Origin of the sequence: Serinibacter salmoneus (genome assembly GCF_002563925.1) — a bacterium.
GTDB classification, from domain to species: domain Bacteria; phylum Actinomycetota; class Actinomycetes; order Actinomycetales; family Beutenbergiaceae; genus Serinibacter; species Serinibacter salmoneus.
The window spans coordinates 2,538,335-2,554,372 of record NZ_PDJD01000001.1; the positions used below are offsets into that span (position 1 = coordinate 2,538,335).

At 67.5% G+C, this 16,038-nt stretch carries 15 protein-coding genes; 5 read left to right on the plus strand and 10 right to left on the minus strand.

The features are described from left to right. Window positions 1-38: 38 nt before the first annotated feature. The gene (locus ATL40_RS11360; protein WP_098469629.1) at window positions 39-1,076 is read left to right on the plus strand and encodes a hypothetical protein; all 1,038 of its coding nucleotides are present in this window, start codon (window positions 39-41) and stop codon (window positions 1,074-1,076) included. A 15-nt stretch (window positions 1,077-1,091) separates the two neighbouring features. Here ATL40_RS11360 and argS read toward each other — a convergent pair whose 3' ends face one another. Next, on the minus strand, window positions 1,092-2,837 hold the full coding sequence (argS, locus tag ATL40_RS11365) for an arginine--tRNA ligase (protein ID WP_098469630.1): 1,746 nt from the start codon (window positions 2,835-2,837) through the stop codon (window positions 1,092-1,094). A 46-nt stretch (window positions 2,838-2,883) separates the two neighbouring features. On the opposite strand from argS, the gene ATL40_RS11370 reads away from it, so the two are divergent. Then, window positions 2,884-5,403 (plus strand): DEAD/DEAH box helicase, encoded by a 2,520-nt coding sequence (locus ATL40_RS11370; protein WP_098469631.1) that lies wholly within the window; start codon window positions 2,884-2,886, stop codon window positions 5,401-5,403. Window positions 5,404-5,472: 69 nt separating this feature from the next. On the opposite strand, the gene ATL40_RS11375 is transcribed toward ATL40_RS11370, so the two are convergent. From ATL40_RS11375 to ATL40_RS11390, 4 genes are all read right to left on the minus strand, one after another. Beyond that, window positions 5,473-5,832 carry an Rv3654c family TadE-like protein gene (locus tag ATL40_RS11375; RefSeq protein ID WP_098469632.1) on the minus strand — a complete coding sequence of 120 codons (360 nt, stop codon included), beginning with the start codon at window positions 5,830-5,832 and terminating at the stop codon, window positions 5,473-5,475. Continuing rightward, window positions 5,829-6,236, minus strand: a complete 408-nt coding sequence (locus tag ATL40_RS11380) for a TadE family type IV pilus minor pilin (RefSeq protein WP_211283112.1) — start codon at window positions 6,234-6,236, stop codon at window positions 5,829-5,831. Before ATL40_RS11380 ends, ATL40_RS11375 begins: the two co-directional genes overlap by 4 nt. Next, the gene (locus ATL40_RS15475) at window positions 6,233-6,325 is read right to left on the minus strand and encodes a DUF4244 domain-containing protein (protein ID WP_245867039.1); all 93 of its coding nucleotides are present in this window, start codon (window positions 6,323-6,325) and stop codon (window positions 6,233-6,235) included. Before ATL40_RS15475 ends, ATL40_RS11380 begins: the two co-directional genes overlap by 4 nt. 85 nt (window positions 6,326-6,410) lie before the next feature. Next, window positions 6,411-7,202, minus strand: coding sequence for a hypothetical protein (locus ATL40_RS11390; protein ID WP_098469634.1), 792 nt, complete (start codon window positions 7,200-7,202; stop codon window positions 6,411-6,413). Window positions 7,203-7,601: 399 nt separating this feature from the next. On the opposite strand from ATL40_RS11390, the gene ATL40_RS14780 reads away from it, so the two are divergent. Further along, the gene (locus ATL40_RS14780; protein WP_143556954.1) at window positions 7,602-8,324 is read left to right on the plus strand and encodes a hypothetical protein; all 723 of its coding nucleotides are present in this window, start codon (window positions 7,602-7,604) and stop codon (window positions 8,322-8,324) included. Here the strand turns inward: ATL40_RS14780 and ATL40_RS11395 are convergent. Both ATL40_RS11395 and ATL40_RS11400 read right to left on the minus strand, forming a co-directional pair. Then, window positions 8,302-9,732 carry an SIR2 family protein gene (locus ATL40_RS11395; protein WP_143556955.1) on the minus strand — a complete coding sequence of 477 codons (1,431 nt, stop codon included), beginning with the start codon at window positions 9,730-9,732 and terminating at the stop codon, window positions 8,302-8,304. The genes ATL40_RS14780 and ATL40_RS11395 overlap by 23 nt on opposite strands. Next, the gene (locus ATL40_RS11400; protein ID WP_098469636.1) at window positions 9,729-10,481 is read right to left on the minus strand and encodes a primase 1D-like protein; all 753 of its coding nucleotides are present in this window, start codon (window positions 10,479-10,481) and stop codon (window positions 9,729-9,731) included. Before ATL40_RS11400 ends, ATL40_RS11395 begins: the two co-directional genes overlap by 4 nt. Window positions 10,482-10,592: 111 nt before the next feature. Here ATL40_RS11400 and ATL40_RS11405 point away from each other — a divergent pair, with 111 nt between their 5' ends. Together ATL40_RS11405 and ATL40_RS11410 are read left to right on the plus strand one after the other, a co-directional pair. Next, window positions 10,593-12,080: a recombinase family protein gene (locus tag ATL40_RS11405; RefSeq protein WP_169925954.1), complete on the plus strand. Its 1,488-nt coding sequence runs from the start codon at window positions 10,593-10,595 to the stop codon at window positions 12,078-12,080. Between the two features lie 31 nt (window positions 12,081-12,111). Beyond that, window positions 12,112-12,654 carry a hypothetical protein gene (locus ATL40_RS11410; RefSeq protein WP_098469638.1) on the plus strand — a complete coding sequence of 181 codons (543 nt, stop codon included), beginning with the start codon at window positions 12,112-12,114 and terminating at the stop codon, window positions 12,652-12,654. A gap of 29 nt (window positions 12,655-12,683) precedes the next feature. Here the strand turns inward: ATL40_RS11410 and ATL40_RS11415 are convergent, their stop codons facing one another. From ATL40_RS11415 to ATL40_RS11425, 3 genes are read right to left on the minus strand one after another with little or no spacing between them, the layout of a single operon-like run. Next, on the minus strand, window positions 12,684-12,947 hold the full coding sequence (locus tag ATL40_RS11415; RefSeq protein WP_098469639.1) for a hypothetical protein: 264 nt from the start codon (window positions 12,945-12,947) through the stop codon (window positions 12,684-12,686). After that, entirely contained in the window at window positions 12,944-14,734 is a 1,791-nt protein-coding gene (locus tag ATL40_RS11420) for a DNA primase family protein (protein ID WP_098469640.1), read from the minus strand. Before ATL40_RS11420 ends, ATL40_RS11415 begins: the two co-directional genes overlap by 4 nt. After that, window positions 14,731-14,961 carry a helix-turn-helix domain-containing protein gene (locus tag ATL40_RS11425; RefSeq protein WP_169925955.1) on the minus strand — a complete coding sequence of 77 codons (231 nt, stop codon included), beginning with the start codon at window positions 14,959-14,961 and terminating at the stop codon, window positions 14,731-14,733. The genes ATL40_RS11420 and ATL40_RS11425 overlap by 4 nt, the downstream gene beginning before the upstream one ends. Between the last annotated feature and the right edge of the window lie 1,077 nt (window positions 14,962-16,038).

The following is a 16,038-nucleotide window of genomic DNA, read 5'->3' on the forward strand; positions in this document are numbered from 1 at the left end:
CGGCTCCGGCCGTTGGACACTCGCGATGGGAGCCACCGATGACCGCTGGGCACGAGTGCAGCCGCGCGCAGCGCAGTCCTGCGCGCGCGCTCGCGGGCGCGCTCGCCACTCCCCTGGTCCTGGCCCTGCTGACCGGGTGCTCCTCCTACAGCGAACTCGCTGGCGACCCCGCGGCGCACTCCGAGCCCGGCTACCCCGCCTACTCCGGCGACACGGGCACCACCGAGACCGGCACGGGTGGTGCCGAGACCATCGCCCCGTCCTCGACCGGGGCACCCGGGCAGGAGTCGTCCTCATCCCAGCCGACTGCGCGTTCCGAGGGCGAGGAACCACGACCGACCGGCTCACGGTCACCGGACCCGAGCGCCGATCCCACGCCGCTGCCGAGCGCGGGTCCCGACCCGGGCATCACCACGGCGCCGACGGCGACACCGAGCGCTACCGCGGGCACGACACCCGCACCCACCCCCACTCCCACCAGCGCGGTACGGGCGTTGCTGCGGGTGGACGCCTGGGATCCGGTGTGCGGGAGTCCCTTCTCGCCGCCGGCGCCCGGCAACCGGGTGGAACTGGCGGTCACCTCGCTCACCTCGGCGCACGCGACCCTGTGGGTGGAGGCCACGCTGACCTCGGGCTACGACACCGTGCTCGCGGACGAGCGCTACGCCGCGCGCACGGTTCTGGTGCACGACGGGGCCATCGTGGCGGTCGGCGCCTCGGCCACGCCCACCACGGCGGTCCCTGTGGCGCCGGGTGACTCCCTGGTGCTCCCGGCCTCCCTCGACCTGGCACAGCCGTGCCCGGGGGCGACGGCGCAGCCCGAGCGGGTGGGCGCGGACGCACCGGCCGGGGACGACGGCGCAGGTGGTGGCACTGGGGAGGGCAGCGGCGAGGGCGCGGGCAGCGAACGGGACTCGGCTCCGAGCACGCCGCCCGCGAGCGGTGAGCCGTCGGCGCAGGCGACGCGTGCCCTCGCCCCCGGGGAGTACGCGACGGTCGTCGTCGTGGAGGTGGTGCGGGACGGCGCCCCCGTGGTCGCCGCGGTCAGTTCCCCCGCGCCGGTGACGATTCCCTGAGGCGCGCCGGGGGCGCTACATCTGCTCCGGGGCCCGAATGCCCAACAGGTCCAGACCCGCCGTCAGCACCCGCAGCGTGGCGGCGGTCAGCGTGAGCCGGGACTCCCGCGTCACCTCGTCCGGGGCGGTCAGCACCGGGCAGGCGTCGTAGAAGCTCGTGAAGGCCTGCGCGAGCTCGAACAGATACGCAGCCAGGCGGTGGGGCACCTGCTGGTCACCGACCAACGCCACCGTGGCGCCGTACCCCAGCAGCGCCATCGCCAGCGCCCGCTCCGCGGGCTCGGTGATGCTCACCGGGGCGCTCGCCTGCTCCGGGTCCACCTCGGCGCGGCGGAAGATCGAGCGGATCCGCGCCGTCGCGTACTGCAGGTACGGCCCGGTGTTGCCGGTGAAGGCGAGCATCCGCTCCATGTCGAAGACGTAGTCGGTGTCGTGCGCCACGGAGAGGTCGGCGTACTTCACCGCCCCCACCCCGACCTCCTGCGCGATCACGGCACGCTCGGCCTCGGGCAGGTCCGGTCGGGTCTCGGCGACGGCGGCGCCGGCCGCGGTGATCGCCTCCTGCACCAGCGCGGACAGCCTCACCGGCGCGCCGGAGCGGGTGCGCAGGATCTTGCCGTCCTCCCCCAGCACCGACCCGATCTGCACGTGCACCGGGGTCACGGTGGAGCCGTCCGGCCGACTCAGCCACCCCGCCTTCTCCGCCGTGGCGAACAGCATCCGGAAGTGCAGCGCCTGGGAGGCGCCCACCACATAGAGGATCTCGTCGGCACCCAGGGTCTGCGCGCGGTAACGGATGGCCGCCATGTCGGTGGTGGCGTAGCCGAAGCCGCCGTCGGACTTGCGCACGATCAGCGGCACGGGATTGCCGTCCCGTCCGGTGAAGCCCTCCGGGAACACGCACAGCGCACCGTCGGACTCCACGGCCAGGCCCTTGTCGATGAGTTCCTGGCACACGTCGGCGAGCATCGGGTCGTAGAAGGACTCCCCCGCCAGGTCCTCATCGGTGAGGGTGACGTCCAACGCGGAGTAGATCGCATGGAAGTACTCCACCGAGTGGGCGATCATGCCCTTCCAGATCTCGATCGTCTCGGGGTCCTTGGCCTGCAGCAGCACCACCCGCTCACGGGCCTTGCGGGCCCAGGCTCCGCCGTCCTCGGTGTTGTCGAACTTCACCCGGGCGGCCTGGTAGAACGCGTTCGGGTCGGTGCGCAGCAGGTCGGCCTCCGCGGAGTCGGCCCCGACCTCGAGGTAGTGCTCGATGAGCATCCCGAACGGGGTGCCCCAGTCCCCGATGTGGTTCTGCCGGATCACGCGGTGCCCGAGGGCCTCCAGGGTGCGCGCGAGGCTGTCGCCCACGATCGTGGTGCGCAGGTGCCCCACATGCATCTCCTTGGCCACGTTCGGCGCGGAGTAGTCGATGGGGATCGTGCGCGGCTCCTGCCGCGGCACGCCGAGCCGCTCATCGGCGACGAGGGTGGCGATCTGACCGGCGATCCACTGCGGGCTCACGGTGATGTTGAGGAAGCCGGGTCCGGAGACCTCCACCTCGCCGACGTCCGCGATGTCCAGCTTCTCCAGGATCGCGGCGGCCACCGCCCGGGGATTGCTGCCCACGCGCTTGGCCAGCGCGAGGGCGGCGTTCGCCTGGGTGTCGGCGAACTGGGAGGGGCGCAGCACCGGGTCGACCCCCTCGAGGTCGAAGGCGGCGTGGATGGCGGCGGTGAGACGGTCACCGAGCACGGAGGCGGCGTCGAGCATGGCCCCAACCTACTGCGCCGATCGGGGGCGTTCACACGCGCACCGGATGCCGGACCGCTCGCTGCGCTCGAGCCACGGCCGGTGGGAGAATCCTGCGGTGACCCAGGACCCCACGCAGCCCGGCGACGCCCTCGAGGTGCTCCTGGGCACCCCGGGGCACCGCGAGAGCCTGCGGCACCTGGCGGAACTACCGGCACGGGAGGGGCAGCGCGCGCCCTGGCCGGCATGGGCCGCGCCCGAACTGGTCGCCGGCTATCGTTCCCGCGGTGTCAGCGAACCCTGGGTGCACCAGGTGGAGGCCGCCGAGCACGTGCATGCCGGGCGCCACACCGCGCTCGCGACCGGCACGGGGTCGGGGAAGTCGCTCGCAGCGTGGTTGCCGGCGCTCTCGGCGATCCTGGCAGGCACGGAGCGCGGCGGCAGCGTGGCGCGAATGCGGCGCCGCCCCACCGTGCTGTACCTCTCCCCGACCAAGGCCCTGGCCGCGGACCAGCTCTCCGCCCTGCACGAGCTGCTCGGTGCGGGTGGGCTGCGCTCGGACATCCGCGCCGCGACCTGCGACGGCGACACCGCCCCCGAGGAGCGGGACTGGGTGCGCGCGCACGCCGATGTGGTGCTGACGAACCCGGACTTCCTGCACTTCTCCCTGCTGCCGGGGCACGAGCGCTGGGACCGGATGCTGCGCGGCCTGCGCTACATCGTGATCGACGAGTGCCACGCCTACCGCGGGGTGCTGGGTGCGCACGTGGCCCTGGTGCTGCGACGCCTGCTGCGCGTGGCGCGCCACCTGGGAGCGGCACCGGTGGTGATCGCGGCCTCCGCGACGACCGGGGAACCGGCCGCGACGTTGGCTCGACTGATCGCGGTTCCGGTGGGCGATGTCGCCGCCGTCACCCGGGACACCGCGCCCCAGGGTCGACGGCGCATCGCGCTGTGGGAACCGGCCCCGCTGGAGGGGGTGGCGGACCCGGGCGCCCTGGAGGATCTGCGGCACGACGGCGCTGACGACCCCTGGGCGACGCTGACGGGGGTACCCGACGATCTGCCTCGCCGCAGCGCCACCACGGAGTCCGCGGAGTTGCTGACCGACCTCGTGGCGGCCGGTCGACGCACCCTGGCCTTCGTCCGCTCCCGGGTGGGTGTGGAGACGGTGGCCGCGCTGACCGCCGAGAGCCTGCGCGAGCGCGGCGCCCAGGTGCCCACCGCCCCGGGCCTGGCCGGGGTGCCGGGGGTGACCGGCGCCGTCGCCGCCTATCGCGGCGGATACCTGCCCGAGGAGCGGCGGGCGCTGGAGCGGGGACTGCGCCGCGGGGACCTGCTGGGCCTGGCCACCACGAACGCCCTGGAACTGGGGGTGGACGTGTCGGGGCTGGACGCCGTGCTGATCAGCGGGTGGCCCGGCACCCGCGTCTCGTTCTGGCAGCAGGCCGGGCGGGCCGGGCGGGCGGGGGCCGACGGCGTGGCCGTGCTGATCGCGAGCGCCAACCCGCTCGACACCTACCTCGTGCACCACCCCGAGGCCATCCTGGAGGAGGCGGTGGAGGCCACCACCTTCGACCCCACGAACACCTACGTGCTGGGTCCGCACCTGTGCGCGGCCGCCGCGGAGGTCCCGCTCACCGAGGCGGACCTGCCGCTGTTCGACCTGCCGGACACCACGCTGCTGGAGGCGCTGACGGCGCGTGGCCTGCTGCGGCGCAGGCCCGCCGGGTGGTTCTGGAACCACGCGCGCCCCGAGCGCCCCAGCCGGCTGACGTCGCTGCGGGGGTCCACGAACGCCGGGGTGCAGATCGTGGAGGGCGAGACCGGCACGGTGCTCGGTACGGTGGACGGCGGCCGGGCCGATGCGGTGGTGCACCCGGGCGCCGTGTACGTGCACCAGGGCGCCACGTTCGTGGTGGACCAGCTGGACGAGCACGCCGCCCTGGTGCACCGCGATGCCGTGGAGCACCGCACGATGGCCACAGTGGACCACCACGCGAGCCTGCTCGGGGTGACCCACCGCGCGCAGTGGGGGCCGGTGACCTGGGCGACCGGACCCGTGGAGGTCACCAGCCAGGTCACGGGCTTCGATGTGCGCCGCCCGCCCTCGATGGAGATCCTCGGTTCGCACCCCCTGGAGATGCCGGTGCGCACGCTGCCCACACGCGGGGTCTGGTGGTCGGCGCCGGAGGATGTGCTGCGGGAGGAGACCGGCCTGGCACCCGGGGACCTGCCCGGCGCCCTGCACGCCGCGGAGCATGCCGCGATCGGGGTGCTTCCGCTGCTGGCCACCTGTGACCGGTGGGACATCGGGGGCCTGTCCACGGCGCTGCACCCCGATACCGGGATGCCCACGGTGATCGTGCACGACGGGTACCCCGGAGGGGCGGGGTTCGCCGAGCGGGGGTTCGACGCCGCGGCCCGGTGGATCGAGGCCACGTTCGGCGCGATCGCCTCTTGCAGGTGCGCTCACGGCTGCCCGCGCTGCGTGTACTCCCCCAAGTGCGGCAACGGGAACTCCCCGCTGGACAAGGCGGGCGCCCTCGCGGTGCTGCGTTTCCTGCGCGAGGTCACGCCCCCGTGACACAGTCGCACCCCCGGTGCCACACCTGACGGTGGCGACCGCGGCGTCGCCCTCCCCACGGTCGGGTTGTCAGGCGGGGCCGGCGCGAGCGGTGGCCCGCGCATCCCCCACCCGGGTCGGCACCGCCGCGGTGACCACCACGTCCTCGCCACTGACCTCGCACGAGACCAGGTACGCCCCGTGCTCGACCAGCACCCGTCCCGCCACTGCACAGGGCGCACCACCGCCGTGGTCGTGCCAGGCCGTGGCACCGGCGATCGCCGCGAGATCCGCGGCACCCTGCGCGGTGGCACGCGCGCCCGCGATCGACGCGAGCAGCACCAACGGGATCAGCAACGCCGCCGCGACCCCGAGCAACCCCACCACGAGCACCGTGCCGGAGCCCCGCTCCGAGTGGTCCGCGCCGTCGACGGCAGCAGCGGCGCTCACGGCACCACCACCGGCGCCGGCCCCTGGGGTTCAGGAACCGCTGCGGCCTCGCCTGACACCACCAGGTCGCCGAGGACGAGGTCGACCGGACTCGACACCCGCACGCGGACCCACTCACCCCCCGCGTCGATCGACACGGTGCCCTCCCGGGCGAGCGCGCTCAGCGCCACCTGCCGCACCTCACCCGCGGACGCCCCCAGGGAGGCCTGGCGCGCCGCCACACGCGCCGCATCGGCGCACTCCACCTGCACTCGACCCACCACCGCTGCCCCCAGGATCGTCATCAGCAGGAGCACCACCGCCGGCAGGGCGACGGCGAGCTCCGCCGTCACGCCCCCGCGCTCCGTCTGGTGACCCGGGCCGGCGCACCGCCCGGCCGCGCGGGCACCGGCCCGGGCGCTCATCGGGACAACGCCTCGCGGATGATGCCCATGAGCATCCCCCGCACCTCATCGCTGCGCATGATCACCAGCAACAACCCCGCGAACGCCACGGCGGCAGCCGTGATCGGAATGAGGCGTACTCGTCTGCCGCACGGGGCAACAAGATTGACGAGGAGCGCTGCCCGTTGCGACTCGCTACTCGACGCAGTACCCGGCATGTGTGAGAGCGGCACGGTTGGAGAGACCCAAGACAGAAACGCAGGTCGCCAACTCTTCCCAGGCACGCTCGTGGTGGAAACCGATACGGAACGGCGTTGGGCCTTTTCCGTCTGGGTGAATCAGGGTGGCGCCTGGCAGCACGAAGTTGGGCCAGGGCAAAGCGTGTGCGTAGCCACTAGAAATCTGCCAGGTGGCAAGAAAGGTGGACACCGCGTCCGACTCAGCCGTGAACTCATTCTCGGCAGCCCAGGAGATCATCTCCGTTGTGGTGGGCTGGCGTGGCACCGGCGGCAAGCCTACTAATGCCCGATCAATCTCACGAATCCGCGCACCCCAGAACTCTATGATGTGGGCGGCGTGGGCCGCACGGTCGGGATCAGTGCTACGTGCTTGGGACTTGTGGAACTTCATCCGCTGCGAATGGTCGTGGCGCAGCACCGTGAGGGTCCGCGCTTGGCGTAACTGCGGCTCCCCTGCGTTCACCAACCACAGCGCCTGGGAAGCTCCGACAAGCGTGCAGCGCGCCATCGTGTAGAAGGCAACTTGCGCGGGCGGGACATCGGCCTCGAGCAACGCCAGCGCGTGGTTCGCACTCTCGTGTGCGGTCAAGACGGAGGTTCGGACGACGTCCGAGAGTGGCGTGTGGGGCCAGACCGTGTCTTCTCGTGCAGCAAGCGAGTTCGCACGCGGACCTACCCAGCCACTCTGCTCCACTGCGATCGCACCAAGGAAGCGCTGGGTGATGCTGCGCGGGAGGTGGGCGAACACGTCTGCGAGGCTACCCGCGGCGGCTGCGACCAAACTTCACTGGGCCTGCACGGCGCGCCGCCGCCCAGAACGCAGGCATGGCGCGAGCCGTCCCTCGCGCATTGGTCACGGCCCAGCTCTAGCCCGCCATCGCGAGCACAGCGGCTTGCCTCAAGCCGCCCAAGGCAGCTACCCGCGCCTGAAGGTCGAGTCCGCACCTCGGTCGGTATGGCCTGAGTGCCCGACCACCTGAAGACCCTCAGCTCGCCTGCACAAGCGGACGTGGCCCGTGCGAACGGCCTGATGTAGGACACTGAACCTGTGAATGCACACGCCATGGGGGGAGTCGCGGGAGTTCCGCGAACTTGGGGAGGCCTCAAGCCGCGTCACGATCCTGCAGCGGCTCCGATCTCATTCAACGTGGGAGACGAGGATGCAGAACTAGTGCTACCGCCGGGAAATCTTGCGGGCGTCTGCCCTTGGTGCCAAGGTGCGCTCGCTGGCAAGCAAGCTCGTTGCGTTAACTGCGAGGAGAACGCAGGGGCGCTCGGTGGTACAGTCGAACCTATCATTCCGATCTCCTTGTACGCAAAGCCAAGCCCCCTGCGCGACTGGCTTACATTTTATAAGGATGACGGCGAGGCGCCCGCCGACCCGCTCGCTAGGGAAGCCATCGGAACCATTCTCGAGCGCTTCTTCGCCGAGAATGAAGCGTGGATATCGAGACTCGGAGCAGATGGCTTGGTCATTGTTCCTTCAACGAGACGACCTCCACCTCACCCGCTCGCAGTTCTCGCCTCTGAACGTATCAGGCCGCCGCTTACGGTGAAGAGTGGACTCATGCGGACAACGGCGAGCCTCGGCCACAACAAGCCGAACGCCCAAGCGTTTGAGGTATCGAGAGAGCTCCACGGAAGACGAATCGTACTACTCGAGGACGTCTACACTTCTGGAGCGCGGGCGCAGAGCGCAGCACACGCCCTCCGTTGCGTTGATACGCAGATTTCAGCACTCTTTGTCATCGGTCGCCGGTACAATCCAGGGTACAGCGAACAGAGCAACGCAGTGTTTGCTCGACAGAAAGCCATGGACTTCGAATGGTCGGCCGAACTTCGCGACGTCACTCGAACATTAGACGCTTGATCAATTTCGAAGCGGCATGGGCAGCGAGAGTTGCCGACCCGGATCCCAGTTGCCCCCACCAAGCCAGCTCGTCTCCCGTATTCAATCCGATGGATCCTGGCGATAGTCTATCCCAGATCCGTCTTGCCGCCCCGCCTGTTACCCCAATGGGGACCACAAGTACGCCGTGATCCTGCGCTCTCGCGACCTCCTCCTCGGTTCGCGCGCCGCCGCCAATAACGACCAGTGCGCGAATCTGAGGAAATACGAAGTCGCGCATTTCATCTAGACTTCGCTCGGTGAAGATCGCCGTGCCCACGCGATGGTCGACCGGAATCGACTCGTCGCCGCTCACTGCTTTCCGGTAGTAGAATCGCACCAATTCCGGTCGATACTCGCTCGGGGAAAGGGCGTCTCGGAAATGGCGGCTCACTACCTGACCCGCGGGGCCGCCAAACGACACGAGGTTTGGTCGGATCACTTGGTCCATGCCGGAGAGAGCTACCGCAAGACTCTGGGCTACCTGCTTAGTGAGTCGCCCCGCTTCGGATTTGTCATCCATATCGAAACTTCCCGAGACGAACAGGAGCTCCGGTCGGCACCTCACTTCGAGTCGACTCAGAAGAATGGGGAGGTCTGAATAGGAGTCCATCATGTGCACATTCACCCCAGAGTGCTCGAGATCATCAATCCGAAGCTGCTGCAAGCGGTGCTCGACAGGGTCAGATTTTGCTGTGAAGACCACGTAGTGCGGCGGTGCGTCAATGTGTTCCGGAAGCGATCTTGACAGCCGCAGGAGAAGGTTGAGATTTGGATCATCAAAACTCAACCCGAGAAACAAGAAACTGTTGGTCAGCCAGGACGCGCGGAGTCGCATCCAGGTTATCGGATGCAATTCTTCGAATCGCTCAAAATCGGACCGCGTGATTATTGGGGCAGCCTTCCAATTGCGGAAGCCCGTTTCACCTCTGGTGAGCGACCCGTGCATCTTTGTGACACGCTTTGCCCGAGTTCCGGCGGCCGGGCGAGTAGCATAGTCTTGCTCCCCGACCACCCACTGGAAGTCCACCTGGCGCGCTTCGAGAGCTTCCTCTATCAACAGGTCATAGTTCGTCGTCCAGTAGTCGCGGATCGGCAGATGCGATAGTGCCCTGTGCACCTCCGTCGGTGCAGCTGGAATATCGATCATTCGTTTTATCGAAGCGTGTAGCGCTCCCTCGCCGTCGGCGTTTGCGATGTACTGTGCAGCGAGTGGCGCATCTGTGAGTTCACAGGGCACTCTCGCGGTCTTCCGCGCTTCGTCGATCAGGGTGTTCCAGTCGGGAAGTCCAGCGCCGACAGACGTGCCTGCGCCTATGAACACAGCGGCATCCCCAACCGCAACGGCTTCTGCGAACTTCCCGACAAGCTCTTTTGCTGTCACAGTCACGGTCGCTCCTCCCTGTCCTGGCCTCGGACTATTTCCCGGACTACTCTAGGAACAAAGCCGCGCTCGTTGGCCGAGAAGCGAAGTGCGCCCACCTGACTCCTTATTTGGTGCGCTATCCACCGCTCGTCGACGATCGGCGTTAGGAGCAGAGCGCGAGCCCAAAAATCTAGTTGCTCCTCGCGCGTCACAAGATCGCGTCCATAGAAATGGAACGAGCGGGCGGAAGAGCATAGGATGCCAGCTGTATCGAGCGCCTCGGCAGCGACCCGCACTGTGGCCTCAGATCCCGGTCGAGTAGCCTTCGAAGTGAAGTCGAGCATTGGCAGATAGCGCTCTCTGCCACTCGCCGTGGTTACCCTTGACTGGAGCGCGATTGTGTCACGTCCGTGCACCTCGGCCCGGAACGCAAGGTCAGCCAACTCGATTGGCGTGCGTTTGTTCACGACGAATTGAAGCGTCTTGTTTTGGGTTGGGTCCTGGTGAAATAGGGCTGAACGGATAATTGCCGGCGGGACCCCTTCGGAATCCAGTTCGCCAGCGATGAAGAGAGCGTGCCAGAACGGGATTCCCTCAGCCGACCGGATCGCGCGCGCTTGTTCGATCAAGAGCTGGCTCGATTGAGCGCTCGAGACTCGCTGCTGCACCCGGGGAGCGGCGGGAATGAAGGTCACCCGGATCGTGCTCCCGTAGGGAACGCTGCTGAGGATCGCGGCCGTCAGCGCCTCAACGTCCTTGTGCAGTTGGGTCATGGTGGAGCACCTTCCCTTCTTGGCCCATGATCCCTGAACCTAGCGTCGGTGTCTGACATCGCGCACCGGGTCAAGCCACAGCGACCGCCGCCAGTTCCCTAGACTCACCGTGTGCCCACTCCTTCTACCCGCGTGGTCCCTCGCGCCGTCGCGTATCTGCGGCAGTCCGTCACAGAGGACCAGGGTATCCAGCAGCAGCTCGACGACCTCCAGGCCGAGGTTGCTCGCCGTGGTTGGACGCTGCTGCGGACCTACGTGGACAACGACGTCTCGGCCACCAAGGCGCGTGGTGAGAGCACTGCGTGGGCCAAGATGCTGGGCGACTTCGACGCCGGTGACTTCGACACGCTGCTGGTCACAGAGACGTCCAGGCTCACGCGTTCGCTCACTGACGTCCTGGAGGTCAGGCCACCCCGCCGCAACATCCGCGTGGTCACCGTCCGCGAAGGCATCGATACCGCGAACGATGACTTCTCGCTGAAGATCCTCGTGCTGGTTGCCGAGAAGGAGATCGAGACCAAGAGGCAGCGCGCGGCCAGATACGCGGCTGAGCGGCGCCTGCAGGGGCATCCCACGGCGGGCCTGACGCCGCACGGGTATAGGTGGGTGCCCGCGGGCGAGCGAGACGCCTCCGGAGCCCGTTATGCCGTGGTGGCCGACGAGGCTGCAGACGTGAAGAGGATCTACTCTGAGTACCTTGGAGGTGCCCCCCTCGCGCAGATTGCTCGCGACCTCAACAGTGCGGGACGGCGCACGCGAGCAGGTGCCCGGTGGGCGGCACCAACGGTGCGCCGGGTGCTGCTGAACCCGGTCTACGCAGCGCTGCTGCAGTCCTCCCAGGAGTCGGGCAAGCATTCCCTGGCAGCCATTGACCTCGCCGAGTGTCGCCCCGGGGCGTGGCCGCCGATCATCGAGCGATCCCAACTCGAGGCCGCCCGTGGCCGGCTGTTGGGAGTGAAGCCGAACCACGCAGGGACAGCTCGCGCGTGGTTGTTGTCTGGCCTGGCCCTGTGCGCGGTGTGTCGTGAGCCGGTGCGGTCAGCTCGCGGCGAGACACACCCCACACCACGCCGCGACGGCTCGGGGGCTGCTACCAGTCAGCGCTACCACGCCTACAGGTGCGTCAACGGCCACTTCATGCGGAACGGCGACATCATCGACAAGTTCGTCGCTGTCGTGGCTACGGCTCGGATCGCGCAGGCAGACACGCGGCCGCTGGTGCAACCCGCAGCGGACGAGGTCGACGTCGGTGCGCTGAGCGCCCACCGCGAAGAGCTCCGTGGTCGGCGCAGTGCTATCGCCGGGCTCATCGCTGCTGGCCACATGAGCAGCGCCGATGCGGAGGAAGCCCTGGTTGGCCTCGACCGCGACATCGCCGAGGTGGAGACGTCGATCGCGCGGGCGCTGATGGCCGAGCCGCTGGCGGAGTTCTCCGGGGTGCAGGACGCTCAGCAGTGGTGGGATGAGGCCACGCTAGCGCGGCGCCGCTCGTTCATCGAGCAGACCATGGAAGTTCTGATCCACCCCGTGGGCAAGGGCCGGCGGGTGACGAGCCTGGAGGCGTGCGCCGACACCGTGACCATCGAGTGGCTCCGGTGAGGATGTCAGGGGCCGGTGCGATGGTGCTGTCATGGAGCGCGTAGAGGTAGCCACCGATGATGTCGATGTCGAACTCGAGTTGCGGCGGTGGGGGGACGAGTACGACGTGACCCGTGGGCTGCGGGGCCGGATCGTCGACTACGGGTCAGGTCCGGAGACGATCGAACTCGGCGGGTTCGCTGGACTGGTTTCCAGGCGTCCATACGACCCGAACCTCTGGAACGCCGGAGACTCTCTCGACGGTGACTCTGCAGCACTCGCCGAGGCAGCGATAGCCATCCTCGACGAGTTGGATCGCGAGGTCGAGGTCCTCTTCATGCTGGAGCATCTGGTCGTGAAGCCTCAGTACCGCGGCAACGGCCTGACGGGCCGGGTAATCGAGGACGCGCTGGAGGTCCTCCAGTGCCCTGAGGCCCTCGCTCTGGTGGTGGTGATCCCCGAGCCACTGCAGGAGGACGGGACCGTGCTGGTGAGCGAGGAGCCTGGGTATGACGAGTCCCGGGAGAAGGTCATCGCCGCCTACGAGGCCGCTGGGTTCGAGCGGTGGCAGGACACCAAGGTCTGGTGGAGGTAGACGCACCTCGGCGTCCCGCCACAGCATCACTAGCCCAATCGCAGGGCCGGCTCCTCGGAGCCGGCCCTGACTGCTTCCAGGCGCGCAGCCACCCACTGCTCACAGGTCATGCGGCGGACATCGGCCACGCCCGGCCAGGGACGTGCCTCGCGTGGGTCGACCCCGGCGCGGGTGATGGCCGGGTGTCCTGGGCGAGCGCGGCCGTCGAACTCCGGGTGGCGCCGGAGATAGGCGTAGGCGGCCTCGTAGAAGATGGTCAGGCGCGCCTCGTCGGTCGGGTCGATGTGGGTCACGCGGTGGCTCCAGCCGTGGCGGCGCGAGAGGACGTCCTGACGAAGCCGCGATACCGATCCTTGAGCACAGGTCGGCACATCAGGCGCAGGTCATTGCCGCCGTAGCCTGGGTTCTTCCAGTCCGTCAGGTCGTAGGTGTGGATGAGCAGTTCAAGGGCGTCCATCTTCGTGCCCACCGAAACGGCGCCCTTCCCCGTCTGCTCCCAGCCTCCAGCCAGGCTAACGACAGGACGCAGTGCCATCAGAAACGTGTTGCGACCCATGACCTTGCCCGAGGGGTTGGTCTTGGCGAACCACGCCTTGAAGTGGTCGTACACGAACTCGTTCGGCAGGAGATCCCAGACGTATTGTTCCTTGAACTCGCTCCAGAACGAGCGCACCGGGTCGTTGTGCTCCTTGTAATCATCTAGCACGCGCTGGGTCGCCTCGGGCTCATCGAGCTGCCAGTAGGGGTCGATGTCGCACATGACGTGCTTGACGACGAACTCCTGGACTTCCTTGCGCTGCAGGTAGGTGTCCTTGATGTAGCGGAACCCTCCCTTGGCGAAGTGCTTCTCGAAGGGCACGAACAGCTGCCGGCGGTAGAAGCTCTCCGAGCGATCGCGCACCTGGGGGAACTCGTTCAGGCACTGCACCATGAATCCCCAGAACCGGTAGTTGATCGGCACCAGGCCCTTGCGGTTGATGGAGATGACGTCGTTGGTCACGATCGCCTTGAGGTTGGCGACCTTGTCCAGGAACGTGCCGACGTCGTTCTCGTCCACGATGATGGCCATCGCCTGGGTGAGCGGCTCCAGCATAAAGTCCTTGCCGAAGTTCGACAGCGGGATCGAGGCGCTGGATCCCTCACCGACGATGTTGCGCATCAGCTCGGCGAAGGTGCCCTTACCGTTGTTGCCGCGCTGGGAGTACAGCCAGGCTGTCTTGTTCCAGCGCACGTAGGGACGCATGACGGCGCCGATGACCTGCCAGAGCAGGGCAACCACCTCAGGGTCGTCCGAGAGGCTCTGCACCCATCGCACGACGTCCCAGCTGGTCACCTCCCAGCCCTTGGCCTCATAGGCGGCGATCTCGTCCTTGCTGATCTCGATGTCGGTCTCAGGGTCGCTGGGATCCTGGGCCCGGTAGTAGATCGGCATCTCGGCATCAGGGTTGATGGCCGTGGCGAGCTTGGAGGTGAAGATGAACTCCGGGGAGAAGTCCAGCAGGGTGTGCTGCTCGTAGTCCCAGACGCCGTTGGCGAAGGGCGAGAGTTCACGGCGGGTGGTGCGCTCGACCTGAGGTGCGGTCTCACGCATCACGTGGGCCACCTCTTTGCTGGCGGTGATGCTCATCTCGCGGTTGTAGCGACGAGCGATCGCGCCCACTGCCGTCTCGCCGGTCAGGTAGATGCCGGCGCTGGGGCCCTGGTCCTCATAGACAGCCACCAGGTCGTAGGTGCGCGAGGTGCCCAGTCCGCCGGCGGTGATGAGACAGCCGTGGTGGAGCCGGATGAGGATGGCTGCGATCTGGGCGTTGGTTAGCACCTTGAGGTTGGTGAGCTTGTTGTTGCCCTTGGCTGCCGCGTTGAGCGTGGCGAACCGGCGGTTCACGCGGGTGATGAGCACCTGCTTGATGTGGCCGGGCTCGGGGGGCGGGGTGCCCGTGCGCTTGGGGTCGATCTCGTCGAGGTAGTACTCGGTGATCTCGGCGATGACGTCGTCGTAGATGACGGCTTCGGTGCCGGTGTTGGACGAACCCTTGCCAGCGGCGCGGGCCTTGTCGATGTCGAGGACCGAGGCGCTCATCGGGCGACCTCCGCGCGCTCGAGCATCTCGACCACGGCCGACTCCGTGATGCGCCGTGTGCCGCCACTCAGGCAGACAGCAGTCAGCTCGCCAGATGCGACAAGGCGGGTCACGGTGCGGGTGTGGACGCCGAGGTAATCGGCGACCTGGGTGTAGGTCAGCAGGACGGGGAGTGCTGGGGTGGGAGGCTCACTCAGGAGAGCGGTCTCGTGAGGGACAGCGGACATGATCATCAGCCAATCGAAGAAGGAGGCCGTGGAGTCAAGTTCGCCTTCAGGGAGGCAGTGACTGTTCACTGCCCGGCTACGATCGCGGCACCCTGCGTCTGCGGCCAGCTGCCGGTCGGCAACCTTGTCAGGAGGGGATCACACCCACAGGCCGACTTCTGTCGTCCTGTGGCCACAATTCTACCGGCGGAACGTCCCATTGTCCACTGTGTCGGGCGGAGTTCACCGGGGGTGAGAGCCTGGTCAGGGCAAAGCGTGTGCAGTCCGGGGTGAAGAGTGTGCAGTTCGGGGCCAAGAGTGTGCAGTTCAGCGGAAAAGCGTGCAGGCTGATCGTTGGTATCTCAACAAGAATCTCTCCTACTGCACACTTTACACACTTCTCTATAAGTCTAATGTGGTAGATGCTGATCGAACACGTGTACGCATGCGTGTGTGTACGTACCATAGAGAAGTTGGGAGAAAGTGTGCGATCTGTGCAACGGAAGCCAAGATCGTTGGAAGTGCAACGATTCTGCCGCACACTCTTGGTCCTGAACTGCACAGATCCGGGTCGACATTACACACATCCGGGCCCCAGTGCGCACGAAGAGTGTGCGGCGAGGTTGGTTGAGAACCACTCCGGCTGCTCTCCGTGCACCCCGCAGACAGCCCCTTGCCCGTGAACCCCGGCCCTATTGACTATCTTGCGCGCGCAGCGCGCTGATCTGCGTAGGCGGGTGTTTGCCTGATCCTTGCTCTCCGCCAGGAGCTCTTGCTCTCCGCTGGCGGCCCTTGCTCTCCGCTTGCTCTCCGTGTGTTATCGCAGGTCAGCTCGTGTTCTCCAGGGTTACGGAGAGCAGGAGAGCAAGATCGCGGGTGCGGTCGCACACGTGCACATGCGCACGCAGCGCACGCGGCGGGTGTGCGTTCTTCTCGCGTAGGGACCTCCCATTCCTGCTCTCCTGCTCTCCGTAGTGGGTATTCATGCAGGTCAGCGGGGGTTTTAGGCGGAGAGCAGTGGCTGCAATCGTGCTCTCCGGCTGCTCTCCCGCTCTCCGGCTGCTCTCCGTGCACCCCTCGTGCAGCGCCTTGCTCATG